Annotated in this window: 22 protein-coding genes; 12 read left to right on the forward strand and 10 right to left on the reverse strand. The window is 54.2% G+C overall.

Annotated features, from left to right (window positions below; genetic code table 11):
- Window positions 1-3: 3 nt before the first annotated feature.
- The gene (locus LOS15_RS06430; protein ID WP_263068950.1) at window positions 4-672 is read right to left on the reverse strand and encodes a 7-cyano-7-deazaguanine/7-aminomethyl-7-deazaguanine transporter; all 669 of its coding nucleotides are present in this window, start codon (window positions 670-672) and stop codon (window positions 4-6) included.
- Window positions 673-827: 155 nt separating this feature from the next.
- A complete protein-coding gene (locus tag LOS15_RS06435; protein ID WP_263068953.1) occupies window positions 828-2,744 on the reverse strand; it encodes a propionyl-CoA synthetase in 1,917 nt (638 codons plus the stop codon).
- A gap of 298 nt (window positions 2,745-3,042) precedes the next feature.
- Here LOS15_RS06435 and LOS15_RS06440 point away from each other — a divergent pair, with 298 nt between their 5' ends.
- On the forward strand, window positions 3,043-3,363 hold the full coding sequence (locus tag LOS15_RS06440; protein ID WP_263068954.1) for an ArsR/SmtB family transcription factor: 321 nt from the start codon (window positions 3,043-3,045) through the stop codon (window positions 3,361-3,363).
- A 49-nt stretch (window positions 3,364-3,412) separates the two neighbouring features.
- Here LOS15_RS06440 and sohB read toward each other — a convergent pair whose 3' ends face one another.
- Window positions 3,413-4,462: a protease SohB gene (gene sohB, locus LOS15_RS06445; protein WP_263068956.1), complete on the reverse strand. Its 1,050-nt coding sequence runs from the start codon at window positions 4,460-4,462 to the stop codon at window positions 3,413-3,415.
- 197 nt (window positions 4,463-4,659) lie between these two features.
- Between sohB and LOS15_RS06450 the strand changes: the two genes are divergently transcribed.
- Window positions 4,660-4,971 (forward strand): SCP2 sterol-binding domain-containing protein, encoded by a 312-nt coding sequence (locus LOS15_RS06450; RefSeq protein ID WP_263068957.1) that lies wholly within the window; start codon window positions 4,660-4,662, stop codon window positions 4,969-4,971.
- Window positions 4,972-5,002: 31 nt separating this feature from the next.
- Here LOS15_RS06450 and nudC read toward each other — a convergent pair whose 3' ends face one another.
- From nudC to LOS15_RS06470, 4 genes are read right to left on the reverse strand one after another with little or no spacing between them, the layout of a single operon-like run.
- The gene (gene nudC, locus LOS15_RS06455; protein WP_263068958.1) at window positions 5,003-5,776 is read right to left on the reverse strand and encodes an NAD(+) diphosphatase; all 774 of its coding nucleotides are present in this window, start codon (window positions 5,774-5,776) and stop codon (window positions 5,003-5,005) included.
- Window positions 5,769-6,506, reverse strand: a complete 738-nt coding sequence (dnaQ, locus tag LOS15_RS06460; RefSeq protein WP_263068960.1) for a DNA polymerase III subunit epsilon — start codon at window positions 6,504-6,506, stop codon at window positions 5,769-5,771. Before dnaQ ends, nudC begins: the two co-directional genes overlap by 8 nt.
- A complete protein-coding gene (rnhA, locus tag LOS15_RS06465) occupies window positions 6,488-6,973 on the reverse strand; it encodes a ribonuclease HI (protein ID WP_263068962.1) in 486 nt (161 codons plus the stop codon). Before rnhA ends, dnaQ begins: the two co-directional genes overlap by 19 nt.
- Window positions 6,966-7,766 carry a class I SAM-dependent methyltransferase gene (locus LOS15_RS06470; RefSeq protein WP_263068963.1) on the reverse strand — a complete coding sequence of 267 codons (801 nt, stop codon included), beginning with the start codon at window positions 7,764-7,766 and terminating at the stop codon, window positions 6,966-6,968. The genes rnhA and LOS15_RS06470 overlap by 8 nt, the downstream gene beginning before the upstream one ends.
- A 176-nt stretch (window positions 7,767-7,942) precedes the next feature.
- Here LOS15_RS06470 and gloB point away from each other — a divergent pair, with 176 nt between their 5' ends.
- From gloB to LOS15_RS06500, 6 genes are all read left to right on the forward strand, one after another.
- Window positions 7,943-8,710, forward strand: a complete 768-nt coding sequence (gene gloB / locus LOS15_RS06475; RefSeq protein WP_263068964.1) for a hydroxyacylglutathione hydrolase — start codon at window positions 7,943-7,945, stop codon at window positions 8,708-8,710.
- A gap of 29 nt (window positions 8,711-8,739) precedes the next feature.
- A complete protein-coding gene (locus LOS15_RS06480; RefSeq protein ID WP_263068965.1) occupies window positions 8,740-9,966 on the forward strand; it encodes a transglycosylase SLT domain-containing protein in 1,227 nt (408 codons plus the stop codon).
- A 104-nt stretch (window positions 9,967-10,070) separates the two neighbouring features.
- Window positions 10,071-11,945 carry an extracellular solute-binding protein gene (locus tag LOS15_RS06485; protein WP_263068967.1) on the forward strand — a complete coding sequence of 625 codons (1,875 nt, stop codon included), beginning with the start codon at window positions 10,071-10,073 and terminating at the stop codon, window positions 11,943-11,945.
- A 78-nt stretch (window positions 11,946-12,023) separates the two neighbouring features.
- Window positions 12,024-13,097 carry a microcin C ABC transporter permease YejB gene (locus tag LOS15_RS06490; RefSeq protein WP_263068969.1) on the forward strand — a complete coding sequence of 358 codons (1,074 nt, stop codon included), beginning with the start codon at window positions 12,024-12,026 and terminating at the stop codon, window positions 13,095-13,097.
- A 1-nt stretch (window position 13,098) separates the two neighbouring features.
- Window positions 13,099-14,217, forward strand: a complete 1,119-nt coding sequence (locus LOS15_RS06495) for an ABC transporter permease (RefSeq protein WP_263068970.1) — start codon at window positions 13,099-13,101, stop codon at window positions 14,215-14,217.
- A complete protein-coding gene (locus tag LOS15_RS06500) occupies window positions 14,210-15,802 on the forward strand; it encodes an ABC transporter ATP-binding protein (protein WP_263068971.1) in 1,593 nt (530 codons plus the stop codon). Before LOS15_RS06495 ends, LOS15_RS06500 begins: the two co-directional genes overlap by 8 nt.
- Before the next feature lie 139 nt (window positions 15,803-15,941).
- Here LOS15_RS06500 and LOS15_RS06505 read toward each other — a convergent pair whose 3' ends face one another.
- Together LOS15_RS06505 and LOS15_RS06510 are read right to left on the reverse strand one after the other, a co-directional pair.
- A complete protein-coding gene (locus LOS15_RS06505) occupies window positions 15,942-16,646 on the reverse strand; it encodes a pseudouridine synthase (protein WP_263068972.1) in 705 nt (234 codons plus the stop codon).
- Window positions 16,646-17,461, reverse strand: coding sequence for an amidohydrolase (locus tag LOS15_RS06510; protein WP_263068973.1), 816 nt, complete (start codon window positions 17,459-17,461; stop codon window positions 16,646-16,648). The genes LOS15_RS06505 and LOS15_RS06510 overlap by 1 nt, the downstream gene beginning before the upstream one ends.
- A gap of 72 nt (window positions 17,462-17,533) precedes the next feature.
- Between LOS15_RS06510 and rarD the strand changes: the two genes are divergently transcribed.
- Complete coding sequence (rarD, locus tag LOS15_RS06515) at window positions 17,534-18,439, forward strand: EamA family transporter RarD (protein WP_263068974.1); 906 nt, start codon at window positions 17,534-17,536, stop codon at window positions 18,437-18,439.
- Here rarD and LOS15_RS06520 read toward each other — a convergent pair.
- Complete coding sequence (locus LOS15_RS06520) at window positions 18,413-20,059, reverse strand: methyl-accepting chemotaxis protein (RefSeq protein ID WP_263068975.1); 1,647 nt, start codon at window positions 20,057-20,059, stop codon at window positions 18,413-18,415. The genes rarD and LOS15_RS06520 overlap by 27 nt on opposite strands.
- Before the next feature lie 241 nt (window positions 20,060-20,300).
- Between LOS15_RS06520 and LOS15_RS06525 the strand changes: the two genes are divergently transcribed.
- From LOS15_RS06525 to LOS15_RS06535, 3 genes are all read left to right on the forward strand, one after another.
- Complete coding sequence (locus LOS15_RS06525; protein WP_263068977.1) at window positions 20,301-22,004, forward strand: SulP family inorganic anion transporter; 1,704 nt, start codon at window positions 20,301-20,303, stop codon at window positions 22,002-22,004.
- A gap of 236 nt (window positions 22,005-22,240) precedes the next feature.
- The gene (locus tag LOS15_RS06530) at window positions 22,241-23,401 is read left to right on the forward strand and encodes a TAXI family TRAP transporter solute-binding subunit (protein WP_263068978.1); all 1,161 of its coding nucleotides are present in this window, start codon (window positions 22,241-22,243) and stop codon (window positions 23,399-23,401) included.
- A 51-nt stretch (window positions 23,402-23,452) separates the two neighbouring features.
- A complete protein-coding gene (locus LOS15_RS06535; RefSeq protein WP_263068979.1) occupies window positions 23,453-25,459 on the forward strand; it encodes a TRAP transporter permease in 2,007 nt (668 codons plus the stop codon).
- The last annotated feature ends 3 nt before the right edge of the window (window positions 25,460-25,462 follow it).

Raw genomic sequence — 25,462 nt, forward strand, 5'->3', positions numbered from 1 at the left:
CTATTATGCAGTTCGAGGGGACGCATCAGATTGGCCTGTCCACACCACCAAACGGCGGGTAAGCCAAGCTAACAATAGGCCATACAGGGGTAAGAAAAAGAGCAAGCTAATGCCCAGCTTAATCACATAATCAACTACCGCAATCTCCACCCAGTGGTTAGCCATAAAAGGGTCCGGACTGTTGTAAAAGGCGGCAAAGAAAAATGCAAAGGTATCCGCTAAATTGCCTAATACTGTCGAACACACGGGAGCTACCCACCACGCCCATCGGCGCAAACGATCAAACACCTGTACGTCTAATAACTGCCCTAGTACATAGGCAAGGAAACTCGCCAGCGCGATGCGCGCTACAAACACGTTCCACTCACCCAAGGCATCTATGCCGGCAAAGCTGCCCCGTGGAAAAACAACGGACACGACATAAGAAACAACTAACGCGGGAAACATCACGCGCAGAATAATGGAGCGCGCTGGCTTTTTACCAAATAACCGCACGGTTAAATCAGTCGCCAAAAAGATGAATGGGAAGCTGAAGGCGCCCCAGGTGGTATGAAAACCAAATAACGTAAACGGCAGCTGAACCAAGTAGTTACTTGCCGCAATAATGCCTATATGAAAAGCGATCATCACCACAAGGCAACGCCGGTATTGCGAATCGGTTAATGCAAACATTCAGGATGGCCTTTTTTAGTCACATGAGGGGTTAGGGAACCCTCAAAAAAGCGCGTTAACGCAGCGGCCGGGCATTATACGCTTTCTGCAAGGTAATAAAAAAGCCGCCCAATTTATTGGGCGGCTTGGCGGGTAATAGTATCACTATAGAGGCATTAAGCGTCCTGCGGTTTAGCCTGATCCGCGGCACCAACGGAGCGCTCGCGCATGGCAGCATGCACGTCCTCTAAGCTGGTAGGGTCATCAATCGTTGACGGAATGCCGAATGACTTACCATCGGCAATGTTGCGCAACAACTTACGCAAAATTTTACCAGAGCGCGTTTTTGGCAGCCGATTAACTACCAATACTTGCTTGAAGCACGCAATCGGCCCAATACGCTCACGAACCAAGTTAATCAGTTCAGCTTCAAGCTGAGCCTCGTCACCCTGAAAGCCATCTTTGGTGATCACCAAGCCAATAGGAAGCTGCCCTTTCAGATCATCATGAATACCAATCACCGCGCACTCTGCAACGGCCGGATGCCCACCAACAACCTCCTCCATTTCACCTGTCGAGAGCCGATGCCCCGCCACATTAATAACATCGTCGGTTCTGCCCATGATGAACAAATAGCCCTCTTCATCAAAATAGCCGCCATCACCGGTTAAGTAGTAACCAGGGAACGCTGCCATGTAGGCACTATGGAACCGCTGCGGATCGCGCCAAATACCGGTTAAGCAGCCCGGCGGGAGCGGTTGTTTGATCACCACACTTCCCTGCTGCATGGGCGCTGCGGCCTCACCGTCTCGATCTAGGATTTGTACATTAAACCCTGGCACAGGGTACGTCGCAGAACCTGCTTTAGTAGGCGCGGACTCTATTCCAGGTAAGTTTGCGGCAATCGGCCAGCCGGTTTCGGTTTGCCACCAGTGATCAATGACCGGCACATCGAGCAAGTCGTCCAACCAATGGAAGGTAGGGGGATCCAGACGCTCACCTGCCACATAGAGGTGTTGAAGGCTACTTATATCGTAATTTTCCAATAGCTTAGCGTCAGGATCCTCTTTTTTAATCGCTCGGAAGGCCGTTGGCGCCGTGAAAAAGCTCTTAACCTTATACTCTTCAATGATGCGCCAGAAGCTTCCAGCATCGGGCGTTTTTACCGGCTTCCCTTCATAAATAACCGTTGTACAGCCCCTCAACAGCGGCGCATAGACGATGTAAGAGTGCCCCACCACCCAACCAACATCCGACGCGGTAAACATGACATCCCCCGGCTCCAGCGCATAAATCGCTTCCATGGAGTAAGCCAGCGCCACTGCATAACCGCCAGTATCACGAACCACCCCTTTAGGCTTGTCCGTGGTACCGGAGGTGTAGAGCACATAGAGGGGGTCGGTTGCTTTCACAGGCACGCACGCTGCCAAAGGAGCATTGGCGACTAGCGTCTGCCAATCATGGTCGCCCTCTGCTAGCTCCGCTTTTAGCGCCTCACGCTGGAAAACAACGCATGCGTCAGGCTTAAAGCTACTTTGCGCAATCGCCTGGTCGATGATGGGCTTGTAAGGCAATACTTTATCAATTTCGATTCCGCAGGAGGCCGCAATAACCACCTTTGGCTCTGCATCCTCAATCCGAACAGACAGCTCATGGGGCGCAAAACCACCAAACACTACCGAGTGCACAGCACCTAATCGAGCGCAGGCATACATGGCGATCAATGCTTCGGGAACCATAGGCATGTAAATAACGACCCGGTCACCTTTCGCGACGCCGAGCGATGCAAGGCCACCTGCGAATTGGGCTACGCGGTCGCGCAGCTCCTGGTAGGTAATCGTTTGCTTTGACTGGGTGACAGGTGAATCCCAATAAATAGCAGGCTGACTGCCTCGCCCCTGCTCCACATGGTAATCGATAGCGGCATAGCAAATATTTAGCTCGCCATCACCAAACCAACGGGCATGCTGCTGCTCATCATAGGAAAGAATAGTGGAAGGAGAGGTATACCATGGAAGCCGTTTGGCTTGTTCAGCCCAAAAGGTTTCGGGGTGCTCCACCGATTGTTGAAAGGTGTTTTGATAGAGAGTCATCGTCGATTAACCTGGATGTTGTCAAAGAAACGAGCCTGATTGTTGACACTCTATAAAGTTAATCGGGAAATCACCCTCATACTATGGGATAAAACGCGACCAAAGCCGTATAAATGCGCACTGATTGTCGACAAAAAAGAGAAACACTACCATTGATAAATCGTTAAACCGGTTTTTGGACAAAACACGCTAAATTATTGATCATTGATTAAACAGATTCTCGCGATGCGCCCCCGACGCGATAATGCCTATAAAACCATTACAACGCTGTGTCATCAGTGTAGGCAAGGAGATACTCATGTCTGGTTCCCCAAGCGCCGCCTCACGCCTCCTAGAGCATAACGGCCATGCCATCGAGGCAGGTACTAACTTATTAAAAGCCCTTGCCAACGAGAAACGTTTACAGATCCTTTGCTTGCTAGCAGAAAAAGAACTCTCGGTTACCCAAATTAATCAGCAGCTGTCTCTCAGCCAATCGGCGCTCTCACAACACCTAGCCATTTTGCGACGTGATCATCTGGTTAACACTCGTAGAGAGTCTCAGACCATTTATTATTCACTTAAAAGTGAGAGCGCCAAAGCGATTATTGACACCTTGGCGCACCATTACGCAGCGTGATTCACTGCAATTTAAACCGTTATGAAAGCAGCCTTAGGCATCAACGCGTTTAGCGGCGCTGCCACCCGGCCGCATCGATGAGGCCTAACGCCTTGAGGGCTGCTTGCTCTATCCCGGCAGACACTGCCAAGCCGATTTTACGACTAATGGTTTTAGGCGGCTCAAGCCTAACCTGATAAACATCGGCTTCCGCCATCCGCTCAACTAAATAAGCCTCGCTAGTCCCCACGCTATCGACTAACTGCTGATCAAGAGCCTCACTGCCGTACCAAATTTCGCCAGTGGCGAGTGTATCGATATCCATTGCGGGACGATGCTGAGAAACGTAATCCTTAAATAGCTGATGGGTATTCTCTAAATCTTCGATAAACTTCTCGCGGCCCTCTTGGGTATTTTCCCCCAACACAGTTAACGTGCGCTTATATTTGCCAGCGGTCAGTAACTCCACGTCAATATCGTGACGCTTTAGCAAGCGATGAATATTCGGCACCTGCGCGACAACGCCGATGGAGCCAATCACTGCAAAAGGCGCAGCTTTAACGTGGTGAGCGGTACAAGCCATCATATAACCCCCGCTCGCAGCCACTTTATCAATACAAACGGTGGTGGTGAGACCTGCGTCGCGCAAACGGTCTAGCTGAGCCGCCGCTAACCCGTAGCCGTGAACCACGCCTCCTGCGGACTCAAGGCGCACAATGACCTCATCCTCAGCCGAAGCAACCTGGATCACTGCTGAAATCTCTTGGGCAAAATGCTCAGTTTGCGAGGCTTTCAAATCACCATGGAAATCCAAAACCCACACTTTAGTTGAAGACTGCTGTTGAGTGGGCTTGTCACCCTTCACCGCTTTATGACGTGCTTTATCTTCCTTACGAAAAGCTTTGATGAGCCGCTTACGCGCCCCATGCTGCGTGGAATGAACACGCAAGCGGCGCTCCCGTGAACGGCGCTGATCATTTAGCGACTCAACGTGCAATTTAAGACTGCTGTTGTCAGATTCTTTGCTGCGCATAATCAGCAATAAGATGAACCCCACCAAGGCCATCACAATAACAGCCTGCACCAGGAAGGTTCCTATCTCTACCACCCACTCGCTCATATACTGCTCCCCATACTGTATTTAAAGGCTGAAAAGACTTACTTTGACCACACCTAGGCCCAAGACCTCGTTACCATGTACCCAGGCCCCTTGATTAAAACAATTGTTTGAAATAATCTCGTGATCAGCACGTTGATTCACCAGCCATCTTGAGCGGCAACCCGTCATACACCCATAAACGCATTAGGAATCTTATTATGTCATCAAATACGCTTGAAAAGTTGCAAGCCCGCTTTAACCCTGAAGCCGCCAAGGGAATGGAAGAAGTATTTCAGTTCCATTTCACAGATGCGGGAAGCTATTACCTCAATATCCAAGACGGCACGTTGGATATCCAAGAAGGTGAGCACGATGACCCTTCCGTCAGCCTGAACATGAGCACCGATACTCTAAAAGGCATAATGAGCGGCGATGTTAACGGCATGACGGCGTTTATGACGGGCAAGCTAAAAGCGACGGGTAACGTCATGCTTGCCACTAAGCTTACGTCGCTATTTCCTAGCGAATAAGGACTATGTCGGCGTTAATCAGTTCAAGCGATTAACGCCAACGTGCCAAGTGAGTTTCGATAAGCTCACGAGAAATAGAGTAAGGCGGCGGCAGCGAGGGTAGCTGACGCGGCGAAAACCAAGCCGCATCGCTAATTTCTACGCCGTCAATGCGTATCCGCCGCGTGGTTGCCTCTGCGAAAAAACCAAACATCAGCGAATGAGGAAATGGCCACGCTTGACTCTGGTGGTAGCGCAGCTTATCCACATGCACCCCCACCTCTTCAAAGATCTCCCGATGAACCGCCTCTTCAGCAGATTCGCCAGGCTCTATAAACCCCGCTAGCGTGGAGTAGCGCCCAGGTGGGAAGCGCGGGCTGCGGGCTAGTAACATCGCTTCACCGCTGGTCACCAACGTGATAATACACGGCGAAATACGCGGGTAGTTGCGGTGCCCGCAGGCATGGCAGTGCATAGCGAACTCCGCCTCAAGCTTGGTAGCTTTTTCACCACAACGCCCACAAAACCGGTGATTTTCAAGCCAAGCCCCCACCTGTAAGGCGGTTGAAAGTAAGCTGAACCATGACGCCGCCAGCTGCCCAAGCCACTGCCGACCATCTATCCAGTCCTCTCCCGGCACGCTCTCAACCAGCAGTGCAACGGGTTCGTCCTGCCAGTAGCATAGCGGCTGCATCTGCTCGTTCCAGGGCTGCAGGGGTTGGAGTGGAGTTAACTCACCCGCGAGCGGCCCAGGCGCAATACGGCTGCGGGATACACGGATCACACGGCCTTCACGGGCATTGTGGGGTATTTCACGCTTAAGCATCGACTTGGGGTTCCTCAAACCAGCGCAACTGATGCGCGTCGCATTTAGCTTTATGCGCCGCATGCTCATCAGCATTAGGGCGTATTACGCGCAACTGTCCAGGGGTGAGCGCCAGGCGTTTGACAGCCAACCCTTCATTTGCCTGATGCTGTTGCTGCTTGTTCGACGAAGTGTCAGCGTCTAGGACAAGCGCTGTTTGGCCGCCGGTCATAGCCAAATATACTTCGGCTAAAATTTCAGCATCTAACAAAGCGCCGTGGAGCACACGATGCCCGTTATCGATGTCGTATCGCTTGCACAGGGCATCTAGATTATTGCGCTGACCAGGATGCTTCTCACGGGCCATCACCAGCGTATCCAGAATACGACAGTGGTCGCGCACCGGACCAATAGCGGGTGCCTGGCGATGCTTATTGAGTATGCCTAATTCATGATCGATAAACCCAACATCGAAGGGCGCGTTGTGAATGACCAATTCGGCCCCATCAATGAACGCCCAAAACGCATCGGCAATCTCCGCAAACACGGGTTCGTTGGCCACTTTAGCATCGTCAATGCCATGTACCGCGACCACTTCTGCATCGATGTGACGCTCCGGATTGATGTACTGATGGTAAGTACGCCCAGTGAACCGACGATTAATCATCTCGACGGCACCAATCTCCACCAGCCGATGACCATCTTTGGGATCAATACCGGTGGTTTCCGTATCTAAGATGACTTGGCGCATGCCGCTCTCCTCTGATGTTCATCGATGGCTTCGTTGGCTAACTGATCTGCACGCTCATTCCCCGGATGCCCGCTGTGCCCTTTTACCCAGTGCCACTCTACCTGGTGCCGGTGAGTTTCTTCATGCAGAGTCTTCCATAGCTCAGCATTTTTGACAGGCTGCTTAGCCGCCGTTTTCCAGCCTCGCTTGATCCAGTTATGGATCCACTGGGTAATCCCCTGGCGTACATATTGTGAGTCGGTCCATAGCGCGACACAGCATGGTTTGTTCAAGGTACGCAGTGCCATGATCGCCGCCATTAACTCCATGCGATTATTGGTCGTCTCGGCTTCATAGCCTTTCAAGGTTTTTTGATGGGGGCCGCTTTCTAACACTACCCCCCAGCCACCTGGGCCAGGATTGCCTCGACACGCCCCATCGGTATATACCGTGACTTGAGGCAGCCCCTCGGCTACTTGCTTACTCACGCTCACTGTCCTTTTTTTGACGACATTGATCTGATAATGGGTAGCGCGCCGAAACGCCAGTTCGTGTCGCACCCAGCGTCGATGATGAAGCAGGCGCGCGTAAGCCAAATTTAACGCGTTGAATGGGGGCGTGACGTTGACGCCGCTGTGCCTGGATCATGTAGCCTTCACCAATAGGAAGATTGTGCCTTCTCCCCCAAGCTTCCCAAGGTTCGCCACACTTAGCGTTCATCAGGCCACGAAAACAGCAATAGTCTACGCGTTCCACCTCAAAGTCGACAAACGCCAGCCAGTCGCGTAGCCGGTTAGCGCTACGCCATTGCCCGTTCCATGGAAACTGAGCCTGTTTCTTACGCCAGCGCTGTGTCATTCCACTAACACTCATAGGATTAAAGCCAAACAGCACCAAAACACCGTTGTCTGCCGTCACCCGTGCGGCCTCTTGAAGGGTATAGTGAGCATCTGGAACATGCTCTAGCCAGTGGTGTACTACCATGGTGTCGATACAGCGATCTGGCAGTGCCAGCTGACCTGGCGGGCACACCAAGCTGGCTGGAGATGCAGCAAGGGCGCGAGTGGGCGCCCACCGAATCATATGGGGAATGGCTGACATCGTCATTAACGCAGGCCCCATGCTCATCTCCAAGCTATGTCCGCCTTTACGCCCCTCTACCACCGGCCCTAAACAAGCTCGCTGGGTTTCCCACAAAGCTCGACCCGCCTCTGTTTGCCAGTACGCCTGGCTCTGAGCCATCCGCTGAGCGAGCATCGGTGCCATCGACGAATTTGACATGAACAGCGCTTCCCTCCAAAGTAACTGACTTTTAGCGGCGTTGGCGCTCGTATATTTGCGCCCAGATAAACGGCTTAAAAATTGAATTTTAGTGCCCACTTATTCAGTAACGGCCACTATTAACTAACGGTTTTATTTCGCCGATTACTTATTTCGAATTTCAAAGGATCTCGCCCATGATGAGCGTGACACCGATTCCCGCCCTTAGCGACAACTATATTTGGCTATTAAGACAAGATACCAGCCAAAGCGTTTGCGTTGTGGATCCTGGTGAAGCGGCGCCGGTCATTGAGATTCTTGAACGTGATGCCCTCCAACTAGACACCATCTTAATCACCCACCATCATCATGATCATACCGGTGGGTTAAGCGAATTGATTAAACGCTACTCTCCCCGTGTTATCGGCCCTGCAAACCCGTCCATCGAAGGCATTGATGTAACGGTAAGCGACGGTGATGAAGTAAGGGTCATGGGCCGTCTATTTGAAGTAATAGCCACGCCAGGCCATACCCTAGACCATATTAGCTACTTTACGCCGGGCATACCTGCCTTGCTGTTTTGCGGCGACACCCTGTTTTGCGCAGGGTGCGGGCGCCTTTTTGAGGGTACACCGGAGCAAATGCTCGTATCGCTGACAAAATTTAGGGAACTCCCTGAGGATACCCTGGTCTTTGCAGCCCATGAGTATACGCACGCAAATCTTCAATTTGCGCGTGCTGCAGACCCCGATAATGAAGACGTTACCTACGCTTTACAGGAGTGTGAGAAAGCACGGTCTCTCGACCGACCCACGTTACCCAGCACGATAGGACGCGAGCTGAAAATCAATCCCTACCTACGCGTGGGCACCGATAGCGTGCGCCAAGCGGCAGGCACTCAGGGAGCAAATGATGACGATCTCGCCACGTTCACCACTTTAAGAGAGTGGAAGAACCGTTTTTAAGAACGCTATCGAATAGAAACGAACCTATTATGACCTATCGAACGATTCGCCAGCGCTTATTACTAAGCGCTGGGAGCACATTAATTATGGGCCTTTTGTTGGCCGCGGCGGCAAGCTCACAAGCTTCTGCCACTGATCCAAGCTACACGTATGCCACTGTTAATGATGTCGCCTCGGAGAGTGGCAATTCGCATAGCAACACGCATTTTCAACCGACGGCCCTCCATCACCATTTCTGGGACGCCCTCGTGCTTGAACCCCAGGATGCCTGGAGTTCACTACGATCCAGTTTTCAATGGCAAGAAAAAAACCTGCCCGCCGATGCCCAGGCCAGAGTCGATGAGTGGATTGAATACTATCGCTCCAGCCCGCAGAACATTGCGGCCATTACCGAGCGCGCCACACCATGGCTAGCCTGGATCGCCCAGCAGGTGAGCGATCGCGGGCTACCTGGCGAGCTTGCCCTCATCCCCTTTGTGGAAAGTTCATTTGACCCTCAAGCCCGAAGCCATATGGGTGCTGCAGGCCTTTGGCAGTTTATGCCGCGAACCGGGGATGCACTGGGGCTGGTGCGTAACGGGAATTATGATGGTCGCCTGGATGTGATTACTTCCACCGACGCCGCGCTGAACTATCTAGAAATGCAGGCAGATGAGTGGTACGAAGGTGACTTGATGCTTTCATTAGCCGCCTATAATGCGGGTGCTGGCACGGTCAATCGCGCTAAGCGCCAAGCGCAGAGTCAAGGCTTAGAAGGACAATACTGGGATCTTTCGCTGCCCCAAGAAACCATGCAGTACGTGCCAAAGCTCAAGGCAATTGCGACGATAATTAACGATCCCAACAAATATGGCGTTAGCCTGCCGGATATTCATCCAGATCCTGCGTTCGCCAAAATTCAGCTGGAGCAGCCAGTCAGCTTGGCTCAGGCTTCTCAACTGCTGGATGTTAGCCAGTCGGCGCTGGCTGAGCTAAACCCTGGCCTGCTAAACGGCAGCCTCGATCCACGCAGCGCACAAACGCTTTTAGTGCCTGAAGAGGTGGATACGCAAGTATTAGCTCAGCTTTCACAGTCAGGCAACACTTCGCTTGCATCAGCTAGCACACCTACCGTACATCGTGTAGAAAGTGGCGATAACCTTTCCGCTATTGCCGCACAGTATAATATTGATCAACGAGATTTAATCCGCTGGAATGCCATCGAACGCCCTGAGGCACTTCAGCCTGGGCAACGACTGTCACTATCGGCTCAGTAGCAGGGGGTGAGGCCTATCAGAATGATATAAGGGTGGTATAACGGCTAAGCAGAGTTACTATAAGCAGGGTTACTACAAGCAGAGCTACTACAGGAAGTTTACTGATGGCACGCAGCGTAATGCTCAAGAAACTCGTGTTACTGATCAGCGCTCTGCTGCTGAGCTGTTCGCTAATGGCTTCAGAAGAGGCCACAGACAGCGGCAACACCGCCCTTGTTGAAACGGTGCATGGGCTATCGCTATATGATAGCCCGAAGCTGCCGGAAGGCTTTGCCTACTTTCCTCACGTGAACCCCCAAGCGCCTAAAGGCGGTTCTATTACCCATACCGCTGTGGGCGGTAGCTTCGACTCGACAAACCCCTTTATCATTCGCGGCACCCCCGCCACCGGCATTTCGCAAATCTACGACACGCTGATGGCCAGCAATCCTGGCGAGCCGTTTAGCCTCTACGGGCTATTAGCCAAAGGCGTACGCCTGGATCCTGAGCGCCAATGGATTGAGTTTGATCTACGTGAAGAAGCTCGCTTTCAAGATGGCGAACCGCTGACAGCCTATGACGTGGTGTTCTCGTTTGATTTACTCCGTGAAAAGGGTAATCCCTTCTATGCTAGCTACTACGCTGGCGTCGAACGGGTCATCGCGCTAAACGATCATCAGGTGCGTTTCGAATTTAACGATACTGAATCACGGGAGTTACCGCTGATCGTTGCTCAGCTGCCGATCCTCCCCCGCCATTACTGGGAGCCCCGTGACTTTACCGCGCCGACTCTAGCGGCCCACCCTGGCTCTGGCCCCTACCGAATCAGCGAAGTCGACCCGGGTCGGCGCATCGTGTACCAGCGCGATGAGAATTACTGGGGGAAAGATCTCCCGGTCAACGTTGGGCGCTACAATATTGATCGCGTGGTGTACGAGTACTACCGGGATCGTGATATCGCCTGGGAAGCGTTTAAAGCAGGCCTGACCGACTTTCGTACTGATGCCCGCGCCGCCACGTGGGCCATCGGCTACGACTTCCCCGCTTATCGAGACGGCCTGATTAAACGCATCACCGTGCCCGATGTGAACCCCTCCATGATGCAGGCGTTTGTGTTCAACCTGCGCCAAGAGAAGTTCCAAGACCCAAGGGTGCGCGAAGCCTTGAGCCTAACCTTCGACTTTCCCTGGTTAAACACCAATATTTTTTACAATACCTATGCGCGCACTGAAAGTTTCTTTCAAAACTCGGAGATGGAAGCCGTGGGCACACCCTCGGTAGAGGAGCTGGCACTGTTAGAGCCTTACCGTGAAGAGCTACTGGCGTCGCATCAATCTGACCGACTGTTCACAGCGCCACTGCCAATTGATCACCCTGACGAGCTGCGTGAACGGCTAAGATTAGCGTTAGACCTTCTTCGCGAAGCAGACTATCGGGTTGAGGATGGCATGCTAGTGAATGCCGAGGGCCGCCCGCTGACGCTGGAGGTGCTGCTTTACGACTCTGGGTTGGAGCGGGTCGTACAGCCTATGCTGCGTAATATGGCGCGTTTGGGTGTGCAAACATCGCTGCGTATTGTGGATATTAACCAATACCTTAACCGAGTACGGGGCTATGATTATGACATGGTCATTAGCCATTTCCCGCAATCCAATAACCCCGGGAATGAACAGCGTGACTATTGGACCAGTGCTGCTGCAGAAGCGCCCCAGAGCCGCAATCGCATGGCACTGGCCCACCCTGCCGTTGATGCCCTGGTAGAACACATTATTCGGGCTGATGACCGTGAATCACTGGATAACGCTACCCGCGCCCTTGACCGCGTGCTGCGCTGGGGCTTTTATGTCATCCCTCACTATCACTCTGGCGAGACGCGCATCGCAGTATGGGATAAATTCGGTTACCCCGAGCCTTTCCCTGCCTATGCCATGGATTTAGATGCTTGGTGGGTCGACACAGAACGTGAAGCAGCCTTACAGCGGCGTAACCGTCGCCGCTAGCGTTTAGTTGCCACTCAGTATCGTTTTTGACAATCGCTCACAAAACAGCTTGTTTACCTAATTTTCGTGGAGTGCGCTGTGGCACGTTATACCCTACGCCGACTGCTACTGATGATTCCGACGCTGTTCGGCATCATGCTGCTTAACTTCATGATTGTGCAGGCTGCTCCCGGCGGGCCGATTGATCAGATGTTGGCACGCTTTGAAGGCGCCAACGCTATGGCAAGCACACGGCTTGATATGGGCGGTGCGGACGTACAGGTCAGTGACGATTCCCGAGGGGCGCGAGGAATCGACCCACGTTTTATCGAGCAGTTAGAGCAGCAATTCGGCTTCGACAAACCCGCCCACGAGCGCTTTCTGGGCATGATGGCGGATTACCTGACCTTCGATTTCGGCACCAGCTTTTTTCGTGACCGCCCAGTGATTGATCTAATGATCGAGCGACTGCCGGTGTCGATTTCACTCGGGTTATGGACCACCCTGTTGGTCTATTTGATTTCGATCCCCTTAGGGGTTCGCAAAGCCCTACGCCACGGCTCACGCTTTGACGTCTGGACATCAGGCCTAGTGATTGTCGGCTACGCCATACCGGGTTTTCTGTTCGCGATCCTGCTAATTGTGCTGTTCGCTGGCGGCACCTACCTGGACTGGTTCCCGTTGCGCGGGCTAACCTCGCCGGATTTTGCCGAACTATCCGCCTGGGGAAAGGTAAAAGACTACTTTTGGCACATCACGCTACCGGTAATTGCCGCGGCTATTGGAAGCTTCGCCACGCTGACTATGCTGACCAAGAACAGCTTCCTGGATGAAATCCATAAGCAATACGTGCTGACCGCCCGCGCCAAAGGGGCCGATGAGCAGCGCATCTTATACGGTCACGTGTTCCGCAATGCGATGCTGATTATTATCGCGGGCCTACCCTCGGCGATGATCGGTATTTTCTTTACCGGCGCGCTATTGATCGAGGTGATTTTCTCCCTAGACGGGCTGGGTCTGTTAGGGTTTGAAGCGGTGATGCAGCGGGACTATCCGGTGATTTTCGGCACGCTGTTTCTTTACACCGTGATCGGCCTGCTGCTTAAGCTGATTTCAGATTTGACCTATGTGTGGGTAGACCCGCGTATCGATTTTGCATCGAGGGAGTCTTAATATGCGCTTTATTACCTCACACCTCTCCCCGATCACCCTGCGCCGGATGGCAGCCTTTAAAGCCAACCGCCGCGCCCAGGTATCGCTTTGGCTATTTGGCGTGCTCTTTATTGTTAGCCTGTTTGCCGAACTCATCGCCAACGACAAACCCATTGTGATGCAGTACGACGGACAGTGGTATGTTCCGCTGCTAGTGGACTACTCGGAAACGGAGTTTGGCGGTTTTTTGCCCACGCGCACCGACTACCTGGACCCCTTTATTCAGCAGCAGATTAGCGAACACGGCTGGGCTCTTTGGCCAATCATCCCGTTCTCTTACCAAACCTTAGATATGCAGATGACGCAGCCTTCCCCTGCGCCGCCAGACAGCCGCCACTGGCTAGGCACTGACGACCAAGGACGCGACGTGCTGGCCCGAGTGATCTACGGTTTCAGGCTTTCCGTGGCGTTTGCGTTAGTGCTAACAGCGGGGTCGTTAGTGATTGGCGTTTTTGCTGGCGGTATACAGGGTTATTTTGGCGGCAAGGTGGATCTGATTGGCCAGCGGGTGACGGAGATTTGGTCGGGGCTGCCGGTGCTGTTTTTGTTGATCATTCTGGCCAGCTTTGTGCAGCCAGGTTTTTGGTGGCTGCTGGGCATTATGCTGCTCTTTTCCTGGCTGGGGCTGGTGGATATTGTCCGGGCTGAGTTTCTACGTGCCCGCAACCTTGAGTACGTGCGCGCCGCCAAAGCCATGGGGCTGCCTTCACGGCTTATCATGTGGCGTCACGTACTGCCCAACGCCATGGTCGCCACGCTGACCTTCATTCCGTTTATTTTCACCGGTGCCATTGGCACACTAACCGCGCTGGATTTCTTGGGCTTTGGCTTACCGCCTGGAGCGCCCTCCCTTGGTGAACTCGCGGCGCAGGGCAAAAACAACCTGCACGCCCCGTGGTTGGGCATTACTGCGTTTATGACGCTGGCCGTTATGCTTTCTCTGCTGGTCTTTATTGGCGAAGGCCTGCGCGATGCCTTCGACCCTCGCCATGTTAAACAGCGTCCTAGCTCTGCTCAGGACAACTCTGTTCATGAAAGCTCTGTTCAGAAAACCTCTGCCCGGGATGCGACCCATGTCTAAGCCTACTGCCCAACCGCTGCTGCGACTGAATGAGCTAACAGTAGCCTTCGATGGCAAGGTCGTTGTAGACGCCCTGTCGCTCACGGTCAACGCTGGCGAAACCTTAGCCATTGTCGGAGAGTCCGGTTCAGGGAAGTCGGTCTCTGCCCTAGGCGCCATCGACCTGCTGCCCAGTAACGCTGAAGTACGCGGCCAGCGCTGGCTGGAAGGGGCTGATCTTAACAAGCTCAGTAAGCGCGACTGGAACGGCATTCGCGGAAATCGTGTAGGGTTTATTTTTCAAGAGCCGATGACATCGCTCAACCCGCTGCACCGCATTGGCAAACAGATTGGCGAAACGTTGCGCCTGCATCAAGGGCTCAGCGGCCAAGCCGCGCGTAGCAAAGCAAAAACGCTGTTAGAGCAAGTCAAACTGCCTCGCCCAGAGGAACTACTCGATGCTTGGCCACACCAACTCTCGGGCGGACAGCGCCAGCGAGTGATGATTGCCATGGCCATTGCCAACAACCCCGCGCTACTGATTGCCGATGAGCCCACTACCGCGCTCGACGTCACCGTACAGCAGGAAATTCTTGCGCTGTTGAAAGAGCTACGCGACCACCACGGCATGGGGGTGCTGCTGATCAGCCACGACTTAAACCTCGTCCGCCGCCATGCCGACCGGGTGTGCGTGATGTACCAAGGCAAGGTGCAGGAAACTGGCAGCGTTGCCCAAGTGTTCAGCAATCCGCAAAGCGATTACACCAAAGCGCTGATTGCCGCCGAGCCCGAAGGTCGCCCCGCCGAGCCGGCGAATACCACACCGTTACTGACGGCTCAGCAGCTGCGGGTCAGTTTTAAACGCCCTAAAACAGGTCTGTTTCAACGTCAGCCACCGGCATTTGAGGCGTTAAAAGCCACCAACTTGACCATTGCCCCAGGGGAAACGCTGGGCATTGTCGGTGAATCAGGGTCTGGTAAAACGACGTTAGCGTCGGCGATTATGCGCTTGGTCAGTAGCCAGGGAGAAGTACAACTGGGCGATGCCACGCTCAGCCAGCTGTCCGGTGATGCACTGCGCCGCCAGCGCCATCGCCTACAAATGGTGTTTCAGGACCCTTACGGCGCCCTTTCACCCCGCATGCCGGTGTTTGATATTGTCAGCGAGGGGCTGCGCTTTCACTTCCCGTCGTTGAGCGAGACCGAAGTAACCGAGCGGGTACACCGAACCCTGCGTGAAGTGGGCTTACCGGAGAGCTGCGCGGCTCGCTACCCCCACGAGTTTTCTGGCGGGCAGCGCCAGCGCATTGCCGTGGCGCGGGCGATTATTTTAGAGCCAGAATTGCTGGTGCTTGATGAGCCCACGTCCGCCCTTGACCGCACCGTGCAAAAGCAGCTGGTGCTGCTGCTGCGAGAGCTGCAGGCACGCCGCCAGCTCAGCTACCTGTTTATCAGCCACGACCTTGCCGTTGTGCGCGCCATGGCACACCGCATCATGGTGCTAAAAGAGGGTGAAGTGGTGGAACAAGGCAACTGCTTAGAGGTGCTTTCCGCTCCTCAACACGCCTATACCAAGGCCCTTATCGAAGCTGCACACCTACACTAAGTGCTTTGTACATTTTGGCACTGATTCCGATATTTCCACCAGCTTGGTAAGAAAACAAGATAACGGTATAAAATATCGTTTAATAAAACGCCTCCATCGGCAGGGTGCCCAAGGCGGCGCGCAGCAGGAGTCTTATCTCTTAAAAACTGGCGACCTCTTCTGCGGTAAGCTCGCGCCATTCGCCGGGAGCTAGATCATCGGGCAGCATGACATCGCCAATCGAGCGGCGATGCAGGGCATTCACATGGTTCCCCAGGGCAACAAACATGCGCTTTACCTGATGATAACGCCCTTCGGTAATGGTGAGTTCCGCCTGCTGCGGGGAAATAAACCGTAGCGTGGCTGGTTGCGTCGGCGTTTCTTCACCATCCAATAGAATGCCTTGTGCGACTTGCTCCACTGCCCACTGGGCAGCCTCGCCTTCCATCGGCTCGGCTAACTCTGCGACATACACTTTGGCGCAGCGGTGGCGTGGTGAGGTAACCCGATGAGACCACTGCCCGTCATCCGTCAGTAGTAACAAGCCAGTGGTATCGACATCGAGCCGCCCAACAGGCTGCAAACGTTCTACTTTGGGCAAATCGATAATATCGATCACTCGCGGGTAAAGCCCTCGTCGTGCGGTACACTCTACATCCAAGGGCTTATGCAGCATCACGTAGCGAAGGCCTACCAGGGCAAGTCTCTCTCCGTTAAGCCTCACGTCGTCGTGTTCAGTATCTATATGGGTAGCCGCTTTTTTAATGGGCTCACCGTTGAGCGTCACTTCACCGTTTTTAAGCGCGCGTTTGGCCAAACTGCGAGTAAGCGGTGTGGTTTCACTTAAAAAACGATCAAGGCGCATTATTGCCCCACTCCTGGCAGTAACGAAAAGCGGTCGGCATCTTGCCAGGCAGGAAATTTTTCACGAAAGGCATCGAGTTCCGTTTTATCTAGCGTCCCCGTTTCAATAAACGGAGTATGGGCGGGGTGGTCAATGAGCGGTTCGCCCTTAAAATCGACCAGCATGGAGTCGCCGCTATAGGCAAGCCCCTTGGCATCTTCACCTACGCGGTTAACGCCTACTACATAGGCTAGGTTTTCTACCGCGCGCGCTTGCAGCAGCGTCCGCCACGGGTGGCGCCGAGGAGCGGGCCAATTAGCCACGCACAGGATGGCATCATACTCGAAATGCTCATCCTCTGCAGGCTGCTGGCGCATCCAGACGGGGAAGCGCAGGTCGTAGCATACGCTGAGCTGTAGCTTAATGCCCTTCAGCTCGACAATATGACGCGCTTTGCCCATCCCGTAGCGCTCGTGCTCACCGGCCATGCGAAACAGGTGGCGCTTGTCGTAGTAGTTCAACTCACCCGATGGCGTTGCCCATACCATACGGTTGTAGTACTGGCCATCGTCTAAAATCGCCACGCTTCCGGTCATTACGCAGCCCCTCGCCTTCGCTTGGGCTTGTAGCCAGGCAACGCTCTGGCTCTCCTCCATAGGCTGGGCCATTTCTCGAGAGTTCATGGTAAAGCCCGTGGCAAACATCTCGGGCAGCACGATTAAATCGGTGTCGCGACTATCCAAATCACCGAGCAATCCCTCTAAATGCGTGTGGTTGGCTTGGGGGTCTTCCCAGCGTAAGTCGCACTGCACCAAGCTGGTTTTTAATTGACTCATGCCGCGTCTCCTTTGCATCGGTGTCTTTATCAATTGTGTGCTAGATTAGCATTTTTATTTAATGAGGCTGCTATGCTTCCATCCGCTCCAAGGGACCCTGAAGCGGTCAAAGGCGTTATGTTTGGTTTGACCGCCTACACCATGTGGGGTTGCTTTCCGCTGTTTTTTGCCCTGTTTGACGGCATTCCCGCCTTTGAGATTTTAATTCACCGCATTTTGTGGTCGTGCCTGTTTTTAGTCGGGCTTATCAGCGTGCTGCGCCGGTGGCCACCGGTGGTGGCAGCGTTGGTCGAGCCCAAACGCTTGGGCAGGGTGCTGGCCTGCGCGCTGCTGATCGCCTTTAACTGGGGTATCTACATCTACGCGGTAGAGAGTAAGCAGGTACTTCAAGCCAGCTTAGGCTACTTTCTTACGCCATTGGTGAACGTGGCGCTTGGCATGCTGGTGCTGCGTGAAGTCATGGCAAAGCTTCAACTGGTGGCGCTAGGCCTCGCCAGCCTAGCAATTGCGATTCAATTTATCATGCTGGGGGAATTGCCGTGGATTAGCCTATTGCTTGCGCTGAGCTTTGGCAGCTACGGACTTTTTCGCAAGCAGGTACCGCTGGATGGGCTATCAGGCCTCTTCGTGGAAACGCTGTTGCTGTTCCCGCTGGCGCTGATAGCCCTAACGTGGATGAGTTGGCAGGGCGAATCGCACTTTCTACACGATATCCCCATGTCTGCACTGCTTGTCGTCAGCGGGGTGTTAACCGCCCTACCGCTGATGGCTTTTGCCGGTGCGGCCCGCCGCTTACGCTTAGCGACACTGGGGTTCTTGATGTATATCAACCCCAGCATTCAGTTTTTAATCGCGCTGACGCTCTTCGGTGAGCCGCTGGGCCTTATTCAACTCGTCACCTTCTTGATGATTTGGACGGGGTTGGCGCTCTACTCTTGGTCGTCCTGGCAATCACGCCCGCGCCAAGCGACGGCTTGAACCCGGCAACGCTGCTTGCTCTGCAGCCGCGTTGCCGGTGTGCGGCGCCTTCTCAGGCTGGTAGCCCACACGGAAGCCACCCCAGTGCTTGCCGTTAATAAAAATCGGCACGGAAAGATCGTGCATGATCTCTCCCGTATCCCGCTTGTAGGTTTGCAGTAAAAGAGGCTTCTCATGGGCACCGCAGCGACTGCCGGTAGGATCGTCGAATATCCGCTTGCTGCGGCAGTATTTAAGATCGTGCTCATAATCACCCGAGGGCTCTTGGCTAACCGCCGTATTGTGGGTGGGTACATAGCCATTGCGATCACAGGCGATGGCGTAGCTAAGGCCATATTCGCTGAGCAGTGGCTCTTGAAGTGTGGGTAGCTGCAGGTCGGTGAAACGATCAAAACCGGTATGGTACAGCGGCGGCTGAGTACCGCTGATGGTTGCGTAATTTGGTTGGAATAGCGTTGTCTCTGAAAGCTCTCCCCGTGCAATGGCTTTTTCAAACAGTTTGCCGATGCGATCGGCTGTTTGACGGGCCGCCAAGAAGACAGTTTGATGCCGACCCAGCAAGCGCTGCTGGGCAAGTTCTCCGTCAACACCTTCAGCAGCCTCCATCAGCGCCCGCGCTTGATGCGCCAACTCGTGCATGTTGCGGTTACCCTCATCGACATCGTCTTCCAATTGACGAAGGCTGTCAGCAACGGTTTGGCTGTGCTCTTTCGTACTGTTCATAGCGTCGGCTACGCTAGTAATTTCTTGCTGCACTTGATCAAACTCTTCAGTTATCGTTGCCAAGCTGCTGCCTACCCGCTGCATACCTTGAGAACGCTCGCGCACGCGGGTCATCAAGTCCCCCATGGTCTCTACTACGCTCTGCCCGCTTTGGTGCATATCCTTGACCAGTTCATCCACACTTTGCGTGGCGGTAGAGGTTTTCATCGCCAAATTGCGCACCTCACCCGCCACCACCGCAAAGCCCCGTCCATGTTCCCCTGCACGCGCCGCCTCAATAGAAGCGTTCAAAGAGAGAAGGTGTGTCTGTTCGGCAATGTCTTCGATCATCGAAGTCACATTGCGCACCCGCTCGATTTTATCGTTGAGCGCGGTGAGCATTTCCAATGCTTGGCTGGAGCGTTCGGCCACTTCGGTCATGTCATGAATGATATCCGTCAACTCGTCATGATTATGGTGGCTCGCTTGCCGTGCGCTGTCTGCGAGTGCGGCCACCTGGGTCGCACTGGCGCTGACCTGCACAATGGCGGCGTTGATCGCGCCCATGCTAGAGGAAGCCTCGCTCGCCATACTTTCCTGTTTGCCCAACCGCTGGGCCATCAAATCGGCGTAGTGGGACACCTCCGCAGAGGCAATGGCCGTGCTGCTGGCTCGGTTCATTAACCGATACGCCATAGCACGCAGTGAGCTATAGTCACGCAGTGGTTTTAGCAGTGCAGGCTGCGCCAAGCGCTCTTGACCTGCGTTATAAATAGCGTAGAGCACACTGGCAAACGCCGCTATACCTGCAAACACGGCGCACACAATCGCCGCGTAAGACCATGGCTCAGGCAGTGATACAAGCCAGGTGGCCGCAATAATGAGAAGCAGTGGCACCAGCCAACGAAGTAGTCGCATGTGAGGCACTCTTTTTTAGTTGACGTTGTTGAGTCATAAAACGATGCGATTTAGAAGATTTCTCTTCTTCAGTCAGCTTAACGAGTTATGCTAATGAAAGAAGTAGCACTTTGGGGGAAGAGCACCATCTGCGGCTCACAATCAACGCGTCAAATGCCGTAATTCAGGGCGTAACGCGCTAAACTATTGGCCTTATTTTCTACACCGCTCTTTTACACACACGGCCCACGCTCAGGAGCTTATGTTTAAGCGCTATTTGCCTATTTTTAACTGGCTGCCCCATTACCACCGGCGCTTATTGGGAGCTGATCTCATCGCAGGGCTGATCGTAACGGTAATGGTCATTCCGCAATCGCTGGCATATGCGCTGTTGGCCGGCCTGCCTGCGGTGGTGGGCCTCTACGCGAGTATTCTTCCACAGCTGCTTTATACCTTTTTAGGTACCAGCCGAACCCTGGCAGTGGGGCCCGTTGCGATTATTGCACTGATGACAGGGGCCGCCTTATCGGCCGTGGCCACGCCCGGCAGTGCCGAGTACTTACAAGCAGCCTTGGTGCTTTCGTTACTTTCGGGTGCCATTTTGGTGGCCATGGGCGCGCTGAAGATGGGCTTTTTTAGCAACTTTTTAAGTCATCCGGTCATTTCCGGCTTTTTGACCGCTTCAGGCATTTTGATTGCCGTAAGCCAGTTGGGAAGTCTACTGGGCATCTCCAGCAGCGGCTTTACCCTGGTAGAGCGCATGATGACGCTACTACCCAATTTACCCACCTTTAACCCCTATACGGTGGCCATTGGCGGTGGGACGCTGCTGTTTTTGGTCCTGATGCGCCGCTACGGCAAACAGAGCCTGCGAAAGCTGGGGCTATCTACTGCCCTCGCCGATTTAATCACCAAAGCAGGGCCAGTGTTGGCTGTGGTCATCACAACACTGGCTACCTGGCACTGGCAGCTGGCGTACGAGCACGGAGTCGCCGTGGTCGGCACTATTCCCAGCGGCCTGCCCGCACTCAGTTTCCCCTGGGGAGACTCCTCATTGTGGCGAGCGCTATTGATCCCCGCCATGCTGATTAGCTTAGTGGGGTTTGTGGAGTCGGTCTCGATGGGTCAGATGCTGGCGGCAAAACGGCGCCAACGCATTTCCCCCAACCAGGAGCTAATTGGCTTAGGTGCCGCCAACTTAGCGGCTGGGTTTACCAGCGGCATGCCCGTGACCGGCGGGCTTTCGCGTACCGTTATCAACTACGATGCCGGCGCACAAACCCCAGCTGCGGGGGCATTTGCCGCACTTGGCATTGCGCTGGTGACGATGGCATTTACTGGCTGGCTGTACTATTTACCCATCGCGACGCTGGCCGCCACCATCACGGTGTCTATTTTAACGCTGGTGGATATCCCCATGCTGCGACAAACCTGGCGCTACTCGCGCAGTGACTTCGCCGCCATGGCGCTCACCATTTTATTGACTCTGATAGAAGGTATTGAAGCGGGCATTATTGGCGGGGTTACACTCTCTATTGCGCTGTTTTTGTACCGCACCAGCCGCCCTCACAGTGCCTTGGTGGGCCGAGTCCCCGATACCGAGCACTTTCGTAACGTAGAGCGGCACGATGTGGAAACGGTAAGCAATGCAGCGCTGCTACGCATAGACGAGAGTCTTTACTTTGCTAATGCTCGCTATCTGGAAGATACCGTTTACAACCTAGTGGCTAGCCGTCCCGAACTTGAACACGTCGTGCTCATCTGCTCGGCGGTGAATCTGATTGATGCGTCTGCGTTAGAGAGCCTTGATGCCATCAACGCGCGTTTGAAAGACTCTGACGTCAAGCTGCACCTCTCTGAGGTCAAGGGTCCGGTGATGGACCAACTGAAAAAAAGCGATTTTCTGGAGGCACTCACTGGGCGGGTATTTTTAAGCACTTACGCCGCATGGCGGGAATTCTCTTAACTTATAAAACGCATAACCTATTGAAAAGCCAGGCAATCGCCTGGCTTTTTTCGTATAGCTAAGGACTATTTGTAGCTAGCCACCAGAACAGCGTTGACAGCCTCTTTGGCCTTACCTACTATCACTCGACCACTTAGCAAAACCCAATACCGCATAGCAAAACGAAAAGTAACTGAACGTAACTAACTCGAAGGTTACGATCACAATAGAAACAACCACAATAAAGGAGCATTTCAATGCATCCGTTTGCTCACCGCCTACTTATCGCTGCCCTTCCCCTTTCTCTATTAAGTGCAGCGGTTAGCCATGCCAGCGATGTAGAACTCCCCAATACCATGGCCTGGACCGCCTACGGCACCAACTCCAGTGGCTACGCTCAAGCCGTTGCTATCGGCAATATGCTGCAAAATAAGTACAACTCTTCAGTGCGCATTTTGCCAGGCGATAACGATGTTTCCCGGATGACGCCCCTTAAGCAGGGTCGCGTTGATTTGTGCGCCTGCGGGATCGCCAGCTACTACGGCGCTGAAGGGGTCATGATGTTTGCCGACCGCGACTGGGGCCCACAGCCGCTGCGCGTGATCACTACCTCTACCGCGTCATTTGGGCTGTCTTTGGCCGTTGCCGGAGATCTAGATGTTGAAACCCCGGCAGATTTAGCAGGCAAGCGCATTGCCTACATTCGCGGAGATGACGCGCTTAATAAAGGCACCGAGGCCTATCTCGCCTTTGGTGGGTTAACGTGGGATGACGTGGAGCGCGTTGACTACCCGGGCTACGCTCGCTCTTTTGACGGCATTATTGCTGGCGATGTAGACGCCTCCTTCACCACCACCGTTACACCACCCGCTCAGCAGCTTGCCAGTAGCCCGCGTGGCATTAGCTGGCCAGTGCTAGATCCCAACGATGAAGCGGGTTGGGAACGCATGGCAGCGGTCGCGCCCTATTTCCGCCCCCATGAAGTCACCGCCGGTGCAGGCGGTATTAGTGCCGACAACCCGGTACCCAGCGCCAGCTACCCGTACCCGATCATCGTCGCCAACCAAGATCTTGATGACAGTGTCGCTTACGGTTTAATCAAAGCGATGCAGGAGAACTACGACGACTATAAAGATAACGCACCAGGTGCGGTGGGCTACGCGCTGGAGTATCAGGATCTGCAGTGGGTAATACCTTTCCACGACGCAGTGGTGGAGTACTACAAAGAGATCGACGTGTGGAACGATGAGATGCAGGCCCACCAAGACCAACTCGTTGAGCGTCAAAACCTGTTAATGCAGGCCTGGGAGCAGTTTATGCAAGATGCCCCCAGCGATGCCGATACGTTTACCACTGAGTGGATGGCCACCCGCGCCACTGCGCTCACCGATGCTGGGTTTGAACCGATCTTCGAGTAACTCTCGCCACGGGGCGGTGTCCGCCGCCCCTGCTGATTGATGGAACGTCCTATGACCACCGATACCCCACCTGCCAGCACACCGCAGGTTAAAGAGAAAATCAGCCAAATACGCGAGCTGCCAGCCCCGCTTCGTTGGGTACCTGCCACCGTCACTGTGCTATTAATGATGATGACGTTGGACTACCTGTTTAACTTGGGCTGGCTCACGTTTGTAACAGGGCTAGAAACCCAGTTTTACTATGCGGTTGTCGCGCTTCTACTGCCTTTAGTGTTTTTGCTGTGGCCCATGCGCAGCAGCCAGCAGGAACAATCGATTCCCTGGTATGACTACCTGCTGAGCGCCGCGACGCTCATCGTAGGCGGCTACTTTGTGTATAACGCCGTGCCTATTCTTGAGCGCGGCTGGGCATTTGCGGCACCGGATATCGCGATCTATGCCAGCTACGCCTACTGGGTACTGATCATTGAAGCCGCCCGCCGAGCTGGTGGTTTGCCCATTGCAATTATTGCAGGGCTATTCTCTCTTTACCCTTTGGTGGCCGATATTGTGCCTGGACCCATTCAGGCCTTCCCATCCAGTCTCTCTGAAACCGCGATGTATCACACCATGAGCACCGAAAGCATCATGGGGGTTCCGCTGCAGGCGTTTGCAGGCCTAGTGATCGGTTTCTTAGTATTTGGCGTAGTGCTACAGAAAAGCGGCGGCGGCAAATTCTTCATTAATTTAGCTTTCGCGCTACTAGGCCATGTGCGTGGCGGCCCAGCGAAGGTATCGATTTTCTCCAGCGGCTTAATGGGCTCCATGAGCGGCAGCGTGATCAGCAACGTGCTGACTACCGGGGTGCTCTCAATTCCCGCCATGCGCCGAATCGGCATGAGCCGTTCGTTCGCGGGCGGTGTAGAAGCCTGTGCATCCACTGGCGGTGTACTTATGCCGCCCGTCATGGGGGCAACGGCCTTCGTGATGGCGATGTTTTTAGATGTGCCTTACTCGACCATTGCGTTAGCGGCCGTGATCCCCTCCATTCTTTATTTTCTAGGCCTGTTCATCCAAATCGACGCTTACGCTGCACGAAACGACATCAAGGGGTTGCCTGCTGTCGAACTGCCGTCGGTTTGGCAAACGCTGAAAGAGGGCTGGTATTTCATTTTTGTTTTCGGCCTTCTCGTTTGGATGCTGCTGGTGATGCAACGTGAAGCCGTTGCGCCTTTTTACGCAACCGCCCTACTGTTGGTGCTTAATCAGCTTTCCAAACACAACCGCTGGGGCTGGAAGGATGTCACCGAGACGCTGTCATCGGCGGCCAAGCTATTTGCTGAGCTGATCGCCATTCTGGCGGGCGTTGGCATGTTGGTGGGTGCACTCTCTATGACCGGCCTGTCGGGCACTATTGCCAACGACTTTATCAATATCGCCGGTGGCAGCGTGCCGCTGCTGCTGCTTATGGGCGCGGCCACTAGCTTTGTACTGGGCATTGGCATGACCGTCACCGCGGCTTACATCTTCCTGGCGGTGGCTCTGGCGCCCGCGTTGATTCAGGGCGGCGGCCTGGACCCCATGGCAGTGCACATGTTCATTCTCTACTGGGGCATGCTCAGTTTTATTACGCCTCCCGTCGCGCTGGGTGCCTTTGCGGCGGCCACTGTAGCTGGCGCTCGCCCGATGGAAACCGGCCTACAGGCCATGCGTTTGGGCAGCGTGATTTACTTTATTCCTTTCCTGTTCGTGCTCAACCCTGCGCTGATTATGCAGGGCGAGCCGCTGATGATCGTTGCCGTGTTTATCCAAGCGGTGATCGGCATCATCCTGTTTGCCTCTGCCATGCAAGGGTACCTGATGGGGGTGGGTCGGTTGGGCTACGGCGCGCTGCAGGAAATCGTCATTCGAGCGCTCGTGCTGATCGCTGGCCTGCTGTTGGCATTGCCCGGTGGTGGCATGGTGCCCTTCAGCCAGTGGGAATTAATCGGCTTGGCCGCAGCGGCGCTGCTACCGGGCGTTGCGCTTGCGCGTCTTAGCCAACGCCATCACCAGCGTTCGCTTACCGCTAACGCTTAATGC

It is taken from the genome of Halomonas sp. 7T, from assembly GCF_025643255.1.
Classification (GTDB): Bacteria; Pseudomonadota; Gammaproteobacteria; order Pseudomonadales; family Halomonadaceae; genus Vreelandella.